Below are 14,039 nucleotides of genomic sequence, written 5' to 3' on the forward strand. Positions count from 1 at the left end.
GGATAATCGGGTTATTTGTTGGATTGGAACAACCGCAGCAGCTTGGTCGCGGGACCGAGACGATTCCGCTCCCGCTGCGCGGGGATCACTTCGTCCGGCAGCCACCGCCGGAGCCACGGCAGCATCGCCTCGCGAAGCGCGTCCCGGACCGGCGGCGTGTCGTGCGGCAGCCGTCCTTGCCAGCCGGCCTCGGCCAGCGCCGCCAGATCCACCGCGGGCAGCAGGCAGGCGGGGCGCTGCGGGAGCAGGCGCAGCCACGCTTCCGTGTGCGGCGTCTTCAGCGCCTTCACCGCGAAGCAGTGCAGCCGCCGTCCCGGCGCCAGCCAAGCTTCGAGCTGCCGCAGGCGGCGGCGCGTCGCGGGAAGCTCCAGCTTATGCGCGAAAGGGTCGACGGCGTAGACGACGTCCGTCGCGGTTTCGAGCAGCTCCCGCACCGCGGGATGCTCCCACTGCGCGCCGACGTCGACGATGCACACCGGGCGTCGGACCGCGTGAAACAGCTTCAGCCAGCCGCCGGCGTCAAGCTGCGGTTCTCCCGCGCCAGGGGCGGGCTCATCGGCGGGCAGCCACAGCGTGTGGCCGTCCGCCCAGGGCCGCTCGTCCGGGCGGCCGCCTTGCCCCGCCGCGTTGTAGCAGCGATACGCCGGCGGCGCGTTCTTGTCCGCGAACAGCAGCGCGGACAGCTCCGCCTGCGGAGCAGGCGGCTCGATCACGGCGTGCGGGACGCCGAGATCGTGAAGCTGCCGCGCGAGCGCGAGCGCGGCAAAGGTGGCCCCGGCGCCCGGGTATAGGGCGCCGACCGCCACCACGAGCGGCGGCGTCCACGCCGCTCCCGGCTGTGGCGGCGCGCCGACCTGCGCCGCCGGCCGCTGCGGCTGCTGCGCAGCCAGCCAGCCCGCCAGCGCGGCGCCGGCTTCGCGCGCATCCGCGAACCGGCCGTCCGGGCTTGCGCGCAGCAGCCGCAGCACGATCGGTGCAATCCCGGGCGGGACCGCCGCTTCCGCTTCGCGGTAAGGGCTTTGCGGATTGTAATACGCGCCGCCGCTCAGCAAAAAATAAAGCAGCGCGCCGAGGCCGTACAGATCGGTATGCGGATCGCTCTGCCGCCCGTCGAACTGCTCCGGTGCGGCAAAGCCGACCGTGCCGAGCAGCACCGTGTCGGCGGCTTGCTCCGCTTTAAAGCTGCGGGCGGTCCCGAAATCGATCAAGCGCACCCTTCCGTCCGCGTCCAGCATCAGGTTGGACGGCTTCAAATCGCGGTGAATGATCGGCTCCGGTCGGAGCGAATGCAAATAATCGAGCAGCCCGCAAAGCTGCAGCGCAATTTCCGCGGCCTGTCCCTCGTTCATGCGGCGGCCCAGCCGTTCAAACCGCTGAAGCAGCGTTTCCCCTTCGATATAATCCATAACCAGGTACAGAAAACCGTGGGCGTTGGCGGGTACGTAATCGACGATATCCGGCAGATTCGGATGACTCAAGCGGCTCATCGTTTCCGCTTCCTTGAGCAGCACGTGCCGCCGCAGCGCCACCTCCTGGCCGCTTTCCCCCGTAGACGGGTCGTCCCCGACATACGTCTCCTTAACCGCCCATCGCTTCCCCTTCAGCTTCAAGTCTTCCGCCAGAAACACCCGGCTCATCCCGCCGCTCCCCAAAGGAGCCATGATCCGGTAGCGCCCCGTCAGCGTCTGACCCGGCTGTAAGCCGTAATGCAGCATCGCTTCGTTCCCCCGCCTTTCGTTCGTAGACAACGACAAAAAACCGCCTTACGCATGCAAACAATGCATGACATAAGGCGGTTCTTCCGCACAATGTAATGAGATTGCTTATAAATTATCATAGTTTTACCAAAATTTCAACAACCGATTTGCCGCCGCCGTTTAATTAGAATTTGTAAATTTCAAACGACTCTCAACAATATTTTAACGTGCAATTAACCTTTGGATAACAACCCCGCTTTATAATTAGCTCGTTCAGACCAGTCCCTGAAAGGAGCGTCCGCATGACCTTGCTCGACCGTAACGCAGCGGTTCGTCCGGCCCCGAACTCAGCCAAGAGGCAAACTGCGGCAGACGCCGGCCGGCGAAGCCTGCGCGTGATCCAGTGGAAGGAAGCGTCGCTTGCCTATGCTTTCCTGCTGCCTTCCCTTTTGCTGTTCGGTATTTTTCTGTTCTATCCTCTCTTGAAGTCGGTCTACCTCAGCCTGCATTTGACCGACCCCCGGGGGCGCATCGCCGCTTTTGCCGGCCTAGACAACTTCACTGAGCTGCTTGCCTCCGATAAATTTTATGAAAGCTTGAAAGTTACTCTGTCCTTCACGGTTCTCACCGTCCCTGTCGGCATCGCCCTTGCGCTGCTGCTCGCTGCGCTGTCGCAAGGCAAGCTTCGGGGGATGAAAGGCTTCCAGTTCGTGTTCTCGCTGCCTGTAGCCATTTCCGTCGGGACCGGCTCGGTCATCTGGATGATGCTGTATCATCCGACGCTGGGCACTCTCAATTATTTCTTAACGCTGCTCGGCGTGGAACCGGTCCGTTGGCTGACCGATCCGGCTTGGGCGCTCATCTCCGTCTCCATCATGACGATTTGGATGAATCTCGGCTTCAATTATATCGTCCTGCTTAGCGGCTTGCAGAGCGTACCCGAGGAAATATACGACAGCGCCAAAATCGACGGCTCCGGCCCGCTGCACACCTTTTTCCAGCTTACGGTGCCGCTCGTATCGCCCACGCTCTTTTTCGTCGGGATCGTCTCGGTTATTCAGGCGTTCCAATCGTTCGGACAAATTCATATTCTCACCAAGGGCGGCCCAATGAACAGCACCGACGTCATCGTCTTTAATATTTATCAAGATGCGTTCGTGAACTTCCGGTTCGGCATCGGCAGTGCGCAGGCGCTGATCCTATTCGCCATCGTGCTGATTCTGACCCTCCTCCAGTACCGTTTTCTGGAAAGGAAGGTGCATTACCAATGAGTTCCCGCTTGCAAAACGCCCTCGTTTACGCCGTGCTCATCGTCGCGGCGGCGCTGACGCTGTATCCGGTTCTGTATACTGTCTCGGCCTCGTTCATGACCAATGCGGAGTCAGCTTCGTATCCGCCGAAGCTGCTGCCGGGCGGCTTACATTGGGAGAACTATATTCAAGTGTTCAAGCAAATTCCGGTCGGCCAGTTTCTCGCCAACAGCTTCCTCGTCTCCGGCGCGATCATGCTGGGGCAGCTCGTTACGGCAAGTTTGGCGGCCTATGCGTTCGCATATATGAGATTTCCGGGCAAAAGCTTCCTGTTTGCGCTGTTTCTGTCCACCATGATGATTCCGTGGGAAGTGACAATCATTCCCAATTATTTGACCGTCAAAAGCTGGGGCTGGCTCGACAGCTACCAGGGACTGATCGTGCCTTTTCTGGCAACGGCTTTCGGCACGTTCCTGCTGCGCCAGTTTTTCCTGCAACTCCCCCGCGAATTGTTCGAAGCCGCCAAAATTGACGGCTGCGGCCATCTGCGCAGCTTTGTCCGACTCGTGCTGCCGCTGGCAAAGCCCGCGCTTGCCACGCTCGGCGTGTACTCGTTCCTGAGCCACTGGAACATGTACTTGTGGCCGCTGCTCGTCACGAACGGGCAATCGATGCGCACGGTCCAGATCGGCATCAGCATGCTGCAATTCGAAGAGCTGACCTATTGGAACGTCGTGCTGGCGGGCGTCGTGACGGTGCTGCTGCCGTCGCTTGTTTTGCTGCTACTCGGTCTGAAGCAGCTCGTCCGCGGGATGACGGCCGGAGCGATCAAAGGGTAAGACATAGCGCGAGGACCGGCTCTTGGCTTGCTTCTCTTGATTAAGCCAACGGGCTTCCAACGCCTCCTCGCTCTATATATAAATAACAAATTAAAGGGAGAGATCAACCGAAATGAAGCACCTGAACAAAAAAAGCATGCTGCTTCTTCTGCTTGCTTTCGTCATGATGTTTATGGCAGCATGCGGAAACGGCACGGCGGGCAATGCCGGCGACAAGCCTGCAGCCGGGGGCGCCGAGAATAAGGAAGCGCCGAAAGCCGGGGAGCCGGTCAAGGTCGTCTGGTGGCACTCGATGAGCGGCGAGCTGGGCAAAGCGGTCGACAAGCTGGTCGCCGATTTCAACGCCTCCCAGAAAAACGTCGTCGTCGAAGCCGTATTCCAAGGTACCTATGACGAAAGCTTGAACAAAATGAAAGCGTCCATGGATTCCAAAAGCGGTCCGGCGCTCATTCAGGTGTATGAAATCGGCAGCCGCTTCATGATTGACTCCAAAGCGATCACGCCGATGCAAAAATTTATCGACGCTGACAAATTCGATGTCTCCCAGCTTGAAGAAAACATTTTGAACTATTATACGGTGGATGGCAAGCTGAATTCGATGCCGTTCAACACGTCCAACCCGATTCTGTATTACAACAAAGATGCGTTCAAAGCCGCCGGTCTCGATCCGGAAAAGCCGCCCGTCACCTACGAAGAAGTCGCCGAAGCAGCCAAAAAGCTGTCTAAAGACGGCAAAGCCGGTGCTTCTTTCGCGATCTACGGCTGGTTCATGGAGCAGTTCTTCGCAAACCAAGGCGCCGAGCTGCTGAACAACGGCAACGGCCGCACCAGCCCGGCAACGGAATCTTTGCTTGGCAGCGATGCCGGCGTCAATACGATGACTTGGTGGAAGCAAATGATCGACGACAAAACGATGCTGAACCTCGGCCGCAAAACCGACGATACGAAAAAAGCGTTCGCCGCCGGCCAAATCGCGATGACGCTCGATACGACAGCTTCCCTGCGCGGGATCGTAAGCGCAGCGGAAGGCAAGTTCCAAGTCGGCACGGCCTTCCTGCCGAAGCCGAAGGACGCAAAGGATGGCGGCGTCATCGTCGGCGGCGCAAGCTTGTACATCTTGAACAACCGTTCCGAAGCGGAGCAGAAGGGCGCATGGGAGTTCATCAAATTCCTCACCGATCCGAAGCAGCAAGCTTACTGGCACGTCAATACGGGATACTTCCCGATCACGAAAAAAGCGTATGACGAGCAGCTCGTCAAGGACAATCTGACCAAGTATCCGCAGTTTAAAACAGCTGTTGACCAACTGCACCAAACGAAAGCGAACAAAGCGACGCAGGGCGCGGTTATGGGCGTGTTCCCGGAAGCCCGCCAGCTTACCGAAGGCGCAATCGAAGAGGTTCTGAACGGCAAAAAGTCTCCGAAAGAAGCGCTGGACGGCGCCGCTAAAGAAATATCGTCGAAGCTTGCACAGTACAACAAGACGGTAGCGAAATAACGTTTCCCCCGGCCGACGGTCTCCCTCTAAAAGGAAGACCGTCGGTCTTTTTCGAATTAAAATTCTAAAAATATTGAATTTTAAATTCTAATATTATAGAATACATGAGAATCATTTAATTCGAAGAGGTGATTGGGTTGGACATCATTCAAGCGACGGGACGGAAGCGGGAGACGTATCAAGTGCAGCTCGAATATTCGCTGCTGTGGGAATGCGCGATGGGAATTGCTGCCGTGACGAACACGCCGCTTCTCCATACGTTGGAGAAGCCGATGGAACATTGGAAGCAGCTCAAAGCCTCATTATCCAAAGAGCTGCTGGGGCACTTGGCTTTTGTAGAAAAGCACAATACTTGGAAAGCTTTGCTCCAGCTGCTCCATCAGCAAGCTTTCGCTTCCCTGCCCGATTTTCTGGCCTATATCGAGCGTTTGGCCCCGGAGGAGCTGAAAAGCATCTGCCTTCCCTATCTCGGAAAAGAGCACCAGAACTCGCGCAAGCAGGCGGCTTCCGGTGACAGGAAGGCTGCACAAGAGCTGCAAGAACTCGCAAACGGGAACCCGTTTTTCCCGGCCTATATTGATTTTATCTGCACAACCGATCCGGCGGAGCTGAAACGTCATCTCGCGGAAGTAATGTCAGGCTGGTACGAAGCGGATATCGAGCCGGAAGCGGAGCAGCTCCTTGCCGTTTTGACCAGAGATAGCGAAGCCAAGAGTAGCATGCAGCAAAGGATGACCCCGGAGGAACTTGTCGAATGGGCCACGGGCGGGATCGCGTATTCGCCGGAGCCGAGCGTTCACCGGGTGCTGCTCATCCCGCAAATCGTTTATCGGCCTTGGAACATCGAAGCGGATATCGAAGGGACGAAGGTCTTTCATTATCCCGTAGCGAGCGATAGCATCCACCCTGCCGATAAGTATATGCCCGACGCCTCGCTCGTTCTTAAGCATAAGGCGCTCGGCGACGAAATCCGGCTGCGTATCGTCAAGCTGCTGTCCGAAGAGGATCGGAGCCTGCAAGATTTGACGGATCGGTTGAATATCGGAAAATCGACGATTCATCATCATTTGAAGCTGCTCCGTGCGGCAAGGCTAGTCGATATCCGCGATGCTAAGTACCGCGTCAAGACGAAAGCCATCGATACGCTGGCCCAAGAGCTGGCCGATTATTTACGACAAGACGAATAAAGGTGGACGGAACATGGAAGCATCGGCTGCCGGACGAAGCTACGAGCCTTCGCTGCCGGAATTCAAAAGAAATTACCCGGTCTACCGCTTCGTAGGAAGCAGCTTTATTTCCTACTGCGGAGATCAAATTCAGCTTATCGCGATTCCCCTGCTCGTTCTGGCGATTACGGGCTCGCCGGTCAGCATGGGAATCGTAACCGCGCTCGAACGCCTGCCGGTGCTGCTGCAGCCCTTGACCGGCATCTGGTCCGACCGGTTGAACCGTAAAACGCTGCTACTGCTCTGCGATCTCGGCAGAGGCGTCATTACGGGGCTGCTGGGCCTTCTGTTCATCGTGGATTCGCTGCAAATGTGGCACGTGTACATCGGCGCCTTCGCCGCCGGCGTGCTCGGTCAAATCTATACGACAGCGCAAATCGCCTCCGTACCGAATCTCGTCCGAAAAAGTGATCTGCAGACGGTGAATGCGGTCAATTCGGGTTTTGCGAACTTGGCCGTTCTCGCAGCGCCCGGTCTGGGAGGAATGGTCATCGGCTTATACAATCCCGGATATGCGGTTCTCGTCAACAGCGCCACTTTTTTCATCTCGTTTCTGACGGTTCTCAGCCTTCCCATCCGGCGTACGGTTGTGGGCTCCAATACGGCTAAAGCCAATAGCTTTTACGAGGATTTAAAAGAAGGCTTCCAGTTTGTCACGCGAACGAAACCGATTTTATTTACGAACCTGGCGATGCTCGTATCCGTCTTCGGAACGACCCTGTTCCTCACATTGATGGTATTTCATCTCAAAGAAACGATTCAGCTGCCTGTTGGGCGGATCGGCTGGCTCTTGTCTGCGGGGGGACTGGGGGCGGTCGGGGGAGCGCTGGTGACGGCCGTGCTGCGCAAACGTTTCTCTTACCGGACCATTTTATTCGCCGCTTCCTGTCTGGGCGGGTTGTCCGTCGTCGTCTTCAGCCAGTCGCAGACTTATGCCGTGCTGCTGCTGTCGAATGCGGCCGGGACGATCGCCGCGTCCGCCATGAATCCGTGCATCGTGACGATCCGGCAAACGTTGACGCCCGACCGGCTATTAGGACGCGTTCAGGCGACGAGCCGGTTTATGACGTGGACGCTGATGCCGGTGGCGGCTTTCTTGGCCGGCGTGTTGGCCGAACGGCTCGGGACGCATGGGACCATTTTGCTGGGCGGCTTGCTTTCTACGGCCGGTTCGCTGCTATACCTGCACCCATCGTTAAAGGATAAACAAAAGACCTCCGCCCGATGAGGGCGAAGGCCGGAAATCATTAGTGCGGTATGAAGCGTATGCGGTGCTCTTGTTGTCGGGTGTTTTACGGATTCAGACCGTTTTTCACGATCGTTTGCAGCGTTTTGTTGCGGTCCTGCGTCACTTCCCACGTCATGGCGCCGGCAAGTCCTTTGGACTTGATGTAATCGACCTTGTTCTGAATCGATTCGGCGTCGTCGTACGAGATGAAGATGCCGCCGTTCGGCTGATACAGGAACGGTGTTTTGGTTACGTTGTTCCAGTAGCGGGTATAGCCGTTTTTGTTGATATAGTTGGCTTCCAGATCGTAGAAGTCGAACGATCCGTTCTCCCACGTTCCTTTTTGGGATACGCCGGAGCACTGTTGATACTGGCCGTTATTCGCCGAGGCGCAGCCCTGCCAGCCTTTGCCGTAGTACGGGAGACCGAGCACCAGCTTGGAGGCCGGCACGCCGGCGTTCAGATGATTGGCAACCGCCTTGTCGACGTTGAAGTTGACCGGATCTTCGCTGTTATCCGCCGAGTCGAAATACAGCGGAGCGTTGTGCCCGGACTTCGATTCCCAGCCGCCGTGGAAATCGTACGTCATGATGTTGATCCAATCGAGCGTTTGCGCGATCTTGGACAGCTCCGTATTGTTCACGTAATTCGGACCTGCCCCGGATGCAATCGTAAGCAAGTACTGCTTGCCGTCGGCCGCACCGGCGGTATTCAGCTCGCTCCTGACTGCCTGCAGCAGCAGCGTGAAGTTCTGCTTATCCTCCGGACGCTTGCTGTTCCCTGCCAAACCGCCGCTGACCGGGTATTCCCAGTCGAGATCGACGCCGTCAAACTGATATTTGCGGATGAAGTCAACCGACGATTTGGCAAAATTGGACCGTGTCGCCGGATCGGCCGCCACGTCCGAGAACCGGTTGGACCAGCTCCAGCCGCCGACGGAAATGAGCGTCTTCAGGTTCGGATTCGCCTTCTTCAGCTTGATCAATTGATTGAAGCTGCCCTTGAGCGGCTGATCCCACGTATCTCCCGGATACGACATACCGGTATCGGCCCAAGTATCGCCCTGCACAATAGATCCGTTCGGTACGTTGATATTGCCCTTCTCATCGGCGCAAGCCCATGTTTGCGGGTTCGGTCCGCTCGGATCCGGATTGCCGTGTTTGCCGTTCCAGCAGATATCCGCGAAAGCATAGTTGATATGAGTAACCTTCGAAGCGTCGATTTCCGGTACTTTGAAGTTGCGTCCATAGACAGCCCATGCCGGGTAATACGTGACGATTTTCTTGCCGCCACCACCACCGGTGCCGGATGTCGTAACCGTAACGGCATTGCTGGCGGCGGATACGTTGCCGGCCGCGTCCTTGGCTTTCACCGTAAACGTATACGAGGTCGATGGGGTCAGGCCGGTTACGGTATACGAGGTCGTGGCAACGCTTCCAACAAGCGTACTGCCTTGGTACACGTCGTATCCCGTTACGCCGACGTTATCGGTCGATGCCGTCCAAGTAAGCGTCACGCTGTTCGACGTTACGTTGGAAGCGCTAACACCTGTCGGCGCCGTAGGCGGCGTCGTGTCGCCAGTCCCCCCGTCCGTCGTGACGGTAACGGCATTGCTGGCGGCGGATACGTTGCCGGCCGCGTCCTTGGCTTTTACCGTAAATGTGTACGAGGTCGACGGCTTCAGGCCGCTCACGATATACGAAGTCGTGGCAGCGCTTCCAACAAGCGTCCCGCCTTGATACACGTCATATCCCGTTACGCCGACATTATCGGTCGATGCGCCCCAGGATAAGCTGACGGTGTTCGATGTTTTGCCGGTCACGGTCAGATTGGCCGGTGCGGTAGGAGGCTGTGTATCCCCGCCGCCGGTTTGCAGCTTCCACAAGGCGGGAACGTTAGGCGGCTCCCATCCGACAAGCGACGTGTGGGGCTGAAGACATTGATAATCCGAGCCTCCGTAGGAGACGATGTCACCGGCTTTGTACGAGGTATTCGGCGCCCAAGCCGCAGCGGCGAAGGCGGCCGCAGGCAGCAGCGAGGCTAGCAGCACGACGACCAGCATCAGCGCCCAAGCTTTTCGTTTCATCATTAACTACAACAGCTCCTTTGTTTACGTTTTACTTTCCGGCATACAGTCCTTTACAATCCGGTTGATATCATCGTCGTTGATCGGGCGATATTCCTCCTCTCATCTTTCATGCTTCCATTATCAGGGATCGCTCCCACGTTGTAACGGATAATTTCCTCCAGAAAGAGGGATAAATTTCTATAATATCCCTGTGAATACCCGGATAACCGGCAAAGCCGTCCTTGTCTTATAAGAACAATCTACAAAAAAAAGCTTGGATACGCCCGCCAAACGGAGCATACCCAAGCCTTTAAGCCGATCCTTTTTAGTTGTTCGCCAGACCACTCTCCAGCGGCAGCCAATTCAACGCGCTTTGAATTTTGCGGTCCCAGTAGCCCCAATCATGCGCCCCGGGCTCCTCCTCGTAAGTAAGCTCTAATCCGAGCTTCCGGCAATGGTCGCGGAAACGGATGTTGTCCTCGTACAAAAAATCTTCCGTGCCGCAGCATTGATACAGCTTCGGCTGCTCCGCATCCGAACGCGCCAATCCGGACGCCAGCCCAAACAAATCGTTATCGCTGCCGCGCAAACTATCCGCCGACCCGAATATCGCCGCCGTTTCCTCCCGGGACAGCCGATCCCGTGCCATCGCTTCGATATCCGTTGCGCCGGACAAGCTGGCTGCCGCCCCGAACCGCTCGGGATGACGGAGCGCCAGCTTCAGCGCGCCGTATCCGCCCATCGACAAACCGGCCACAAAGGTGCGTTCCCTTTCCTCTGCCAACGGGAAAAAGGATCTTGCGATCGCAGGCAGCTCTTCGCTGACGAACGTCCAATACTTCGGGCCGCTCGCCATGTCCGCGTAAAAGCTGCGATGCACGGCCGGCATGACAACCGCGAGTCCGAGCGGGGCCGCGTAGCGTTCGATCGATGTCCGGCGCAGCCAGATCGTATGATCGTCCGAGAGGCCATGCAGCAAAAACAGCACCGGGTGCTTCCCTCCCGTACTGCGGTTGTTTAAGCCGATCTGTCCCACTGTCGTTTGGGGCAATAAAACGTACATCGACGTGGACAGCCCGAGCGATTCGGAGAAAAAATGACAATCGATAAAAGCCATGGTAAGTTACCCTCCCCGTTGTATCGGATCGTATCCCGTAATTTCCCAAACCCAGTATACCGCTTCGGACCACGCCGTGCCAATGAAAACCTGCTATGGAAACGAGGAAGCGGAATAAGCAGCTGCGTGCAAAAAAAAGCCCGGCTCATCCGAGCCCGGCATCCGATGCGATTTAAAGCATCCGTCTCCGCTTGCGGACCGGTGCCCTTCTGCCTTGCTTTCCTCCGAACGACCTGTTCCTTGCTTCCCTCGCCGCTTCGCTTAGCCTCACTTGCTGCTGCTCCGCCGCCGCATTTGCCTCGGCAATCAGGTTGGCCGCCTGCTTCAGCACCGGGGACATCTGCTTCGCCGACTGGTAGATCGAATTGAGTTTGTCGACAGCGTTCAAAATTTCATCCAAGCTTTCGTTGACGCTGCGGAATACCGTAGGCAGCTTGCTCACCCTGCGCTCTCCCCTCTCGTTAATTCTTCTTACTTTATTGTATGGGAGAGGCGCCCGGAAGGTTTAGGCGGGTGACCCGGGCGCGCCAAGCGCCTTTAAAATAAAATGCAGCGTGTGCTCCGCCGTCTCGTCTACAAGCAGGTTCGGCAGCGACAGCAGCTCCCGGCCGCAGCCGATTTGCTTGTGGGCCAGCGTCGCCCCCATGACGAAGAGCAACGCTTGATCCAACGATTCGTAATGAAACAAGCCTTCCTCCCGGCCTTGTTCCAGCATGCTGCGGGCCATGCTCCAGACGGGAGAGGTAAAGGAGTTTACCACCTCTGCACGAGGCGTATTCAGGACCATTTCCTGTTGAATGATCGTGCTTAGCTCCCGGTCAATGAGGCTGAAGCGGATGATTTCCCGGACGATGAGACTAAGCCCCCGAACCGGGTGAGCGAAATTGGCTTCGTGCCCGGGGAGCTGCCGTCCTGGAAAAAAATGCTCGAAAATGGCATGGAACACTTTTTCCTTGCCGCCAAAATAATACGAGACCAAGGCGACGTTCGCGCCGGCCTCCTCGCAGATTTGCCGAACGCTCGTCCCTTCGAAGCCCTGCTGGGCAAACAGCTTTTTGGCGGCGTATAAAATACGCATTTTCATATCCGTTTCCGTCTGGGTCAACTGAAGCGTCCCCTTCCGTTTTGACTGTAAGTTTCATTATTGTACCACAAAACCGGAAGACGGACCGGATCGCGCTCAAGCTTCCGGCCGTTGGTCCCGGTTTCCGATTACGCGTTAACGGCCGCTGCTCCCGCGGGCTTCACGGCGGCACGTCCTTCCCTTCGCAGTCCGGTGGCAGCCAAGCCGACAACGAGGCTGCAGAGCATGATGGCTACGAGCGCCCCCGCATCGGACGATACGGACGGACCGCCGAACAGCACGTTCATGCCGCCGTCCACCGCATAAGTCGCAGGCAAATATTCGCTAAACGTATGATAGAAGCCCCCGAGCAGTTCCCGCGGCACCATGGCCCCCGACGAAACCAGCTGAATCGACAGCATCGCAATATTGAAGAGCATGCCGGCCATTCCGAAGACGATAAGGAACATCTGCGAGAAGAACATGAACGCCATCAGGAACAACATTTGGAACAGCCACAGCGATACGAAACCAGCGGCGGTCTGACCGCCCATTGCCACGACCAACGACGAGCCGATCAGCGCGATGAACACGGCGGATACGACGTTGATGATCACCCGGGCGCCGAACTTGCTCCATCTGGAAAAGCTCGGGCCGAGCATCGCGGTCGCCTGCTGTATGTTCATCCCCATAATCATCGCTCCGACGTAGGAGGCGAGCACCATCATCATCGGCACCATTTGATTATGCATGCCTTGAACCGGGTTGACCGACTCGATGTTGGACTGCACCTTATCGGATATCCCTTGCGCCATGCTCTGCGCCTGGGCCACGGGCATATTCGCTTGAACCAGCATAGCCTGCATGCCCATCGCCGCCGCTTCTTTGCCGACCATAGCGGTTACTCCGTTCGCGACGCCCTGCATGATGCTTTTGATCAGCGCGGGATTGGATTCATTGATGTAATAATCGATCCGTCCCTTCTGTCCTTGCGCCTGCAGCTGCTTGGAAAAATCGGCCGGAAGATGCAGCACCATCTGCACCTCACGGTTACTCAGCTTTTCTTGAGCCCGGCTCAACGACGGCTCGCATATAATGCGAAACGGCAGCGACGATACAAGCTGCTCCTCCACCCGCTTGCCGACGCCTTGATCCTCGTTAACGACGGCGATTTTGAGCTGCTTGACGTTTTCGTTCACTCCTTGATAACCGGACATCCAGACGAGACTGAAAATAATTTGGAACATCATCGCCGTAACGATCCCGATAATCGTCGCCGGCTTTTTCAAATACGCGCGCAAAGCTTGAAGCATCGTGTGTACTCTCCTCTAGGTATGTATTTAATTAAACATTTATTTAAATTAAACGTTTGTTTAAAACAATAACACGCAAAATTTCGTCCTGTCAACCCCTATCATATCCACCCTCGCAAGGCTCCCTGCACACTTTGCGGGATGGGACGGTTTCGCCGATTGCGATCGAACCGTCGTAACGCGCGGCAATCAACGAGCGATGCTCGGATCGGAGGATGACCGGGCGTTACCGCAGGGAGCCTTGGCATAGCGGCGGTGGAGCCGGCAGAAAACTACCGAGCATGACCGCCTGCGCTACGCGTCAGCAATGGTGACGGTGCCTGCTGCGCAGGACGATGACCAACAAAATAAACAAGACGAGGATAATGCCTGTCGATGTCCCGCATCCGTACCAAGGATAGAAGTGGTGGTGTTTTTTCTTCTTCTTCGGGAAAAAAACGTTGATCTCATTAAGGTTGTGAACATTTGCCGTTGGATAGTGCGACGTAGGAGCTACGAATGCAGGCGAGACGGCTGTCGGCATCGGAGGCATATTCGGCATCGGAGCCGCATAGGGAGCGATATTCGGCCCCGGCGCCGCGTAGGGAGCAATATTCGGCCCTGGCGCCGAATACGGCGATACGCTTGGAGAAGGCGGAAAATTCGACGATAATGGCGACACCATGCTCTGTTTAGGGAACGCATTCGGTTGAAACTTTTCCATACAGATGAACACCTCCGTGAGATTTACCCAAATTGCA

General features: G+C 56.8%; 12 protein-coding genes. 5 read left to right on the forward strand and 7 right to left on the reverse strand.

The genetic code is table 11. The features are described 5' to 3' along the window. Nucleotides 1-11: 11 nt before the first annotated feature. Nucleotides 12-1,748 (reverse strand): serine/threonine-protein kinase, encoded by a 1,737-nt coding sequence (locus tag ET33_RS37025; protein ID WP_063761665.1) that lies wholly within the window; start codon nucleotides 1,746-1,748, stop codon nucleotides 12-14. A 251-nt stretch (nucleotides 1,749-1,999) separates the two neighbouring features. On the opposite strand from ET33_RS37025, the gene ET33_RS18265 reads away from it, so the two are divergent. The 5 genes from ET33_RS18265 (at nucleotide 2,000) to ET33_RS18285 (ending at nucleotide 7,738) form a co-directional block, all read left to right on the forward strand. Further along, a complete protein-coding gene (locus ET33_RS18265; protein WP_036684844.1) occupies nucleotides 2,000-2,968 on the forward strand; it encodes a carbohydrate ABC transporter permease in 969 nt (322 codons plus the stop codon). After that, nucleotides 2,965-3,786 carry a carbohydrate ABC transporter permease gene (locus ET33_RS18270; protein WP_036684846.1) on the forward strand — a complete coding sequence of 274 codons (822 nt, stop codon included), beginning with the start codon at nucleotides 2,965-2,967 and terminating at the stop codon, nucleotides 3,784-3,786. The genes ET33_RS18265 and ET33_RS18270 overlap by 4 nt, the downstream gene beginning before the upstream one ends. Before the next feature lie 112 nt (nucleotides 3,787-3,898). Then, nucleotides 3,899-5,284 (forward strand): ABC transporter substrate-binding protein, encoded by a 1,386-nt coding sequence (locus tag ET33_RS18275; RefSeq protein WP_036684848.1) that lies wholly within the window; start codon nucleotides 3,899-3,901, stop codon nucleotides 5,282-5,284. Between the two features lie 137 nt (nucleotides 5,285-5,421). After that, nucleotides 5,422-6,471, forward strand: a complete 1,050-nt coding sequence (locus tag ET33_RS18280) for an ArsR/SmtB family transcription factor (RefSeq protein ID WP_036684850.1) — start codon at nucleotides 5,422-5,424, stop codon at nucleotides 6,469-6,471. Nucleotides 6,472-6,484: 13 nt separating this feature from the next. Next, on the forward strand, nucleotides 6,485-7,738 hold the full coding sequence (locus ET33_RS18285; protein ID WP_036684853.1) for an MFS transporter: 1,254 nt from the start codon (nucleotides 6,485-6,487) through the stop codon (nucleotides 7,736-7,738). Nucleotides 7,739-7,802: 64 nt separating this feature from the next. On the opposite strand, the gene ET33_RS18290 is transcribed toward ET33_RS18285, so the two are convergent. The 6 genes from ET33_RS18290 to ET33_RS38495 form a co-directional block, all read right to left on the reverse strand. Beyond that, nucleotides 7,803-9,827 carry a glycosyl hydrolase family 18 protein gene (locus ET33_RS18290; protein ID WP_036684856.1) on the reverse strand — a complete coding sequence of 675 codons (2,025 nt, stop codon included), beginning with the start codon at nucleotides 9,825-9,827 and terminating at the stop codon, nucleotides 7,803-7,805. 304 nt (nucleotides 9,828-10,131) lie between these two features. Then, on the reverse strand, nucleotides 10,132-10,923 hold the full coding sequence (locus tag ET33_RS18295; RefSeq protein ID WP_036684859.1) for an alpha/beta hydrolase: 792 nt from the start codon (nucleotides 10,921-10,923) through the stop codon (nucleotides 10,132-10,134). 172 nt (nucleotides 10,924-11,095) lie between these two features. Then, the gene (locus ET33_RS18300) at nucleotides 11,096-11,365 is read right to left on the reverse strand and encodes a hypothetical protein (RefSeq protein WP_036684861.1); all 270 of its coding nucleotides are present in this window, start codon (nucleotides 11,363-11,365) and stop codon (nucleotides 11,096-11,098) included. Between the two features lie 63 nt (nucleotides 11,366-11,428). Then, entirely contained in the window at nucleotides 11,429-12,028 is a 600-nt protein-coding gene (locus ET33_RS18305) for a TetR family transcriptional regulator (protein ID WP_036684864.1), read from the reverse strand. A gap of 107 nt (nucleotides 12,029-12,135) precedes the next feature. After that, nucleotides 12,136-13,299 carry a YhgE/Pip domain-containing protein gene (locus ET33_RS18310; RefSeq protein ID WP_036684866.1) on the reverse strand — a complete coding sequence of 388 codons (1,164 nt, stop codon included), beginning with the start codon at nucleotides 13,297-13,299 and terminating at the stop codon, nucleotides 12,136-12,138. A 301-nt stretch (nucleotides 13,300-13,600) separates the two neighbouring features. Then, nucleotides 13,601-14,002, reverse strand: a complete 402-nt coding sequence (locus tag ET33_RS38495) for a hypothetical protein (RefSeq protein WP_051775425.1) — start codon at nucleotides 14,000-14,002, stop codon at nucleotides 13,601-13,603. Between the last annotated feature and the right edge of the window lie 37 nt (nucleotides 14,003-14,039).

Origin of the sequence: Paenibacillus tyrphae (assembly GCF_000722545.1) — a bacterium.
Classification (GTDB): Bacteria; Bacillota; Bacilli; order Paenibacillales; family NBRC-103111; genus Paenibacillus_G; species Paenibacillus_G tyrfis.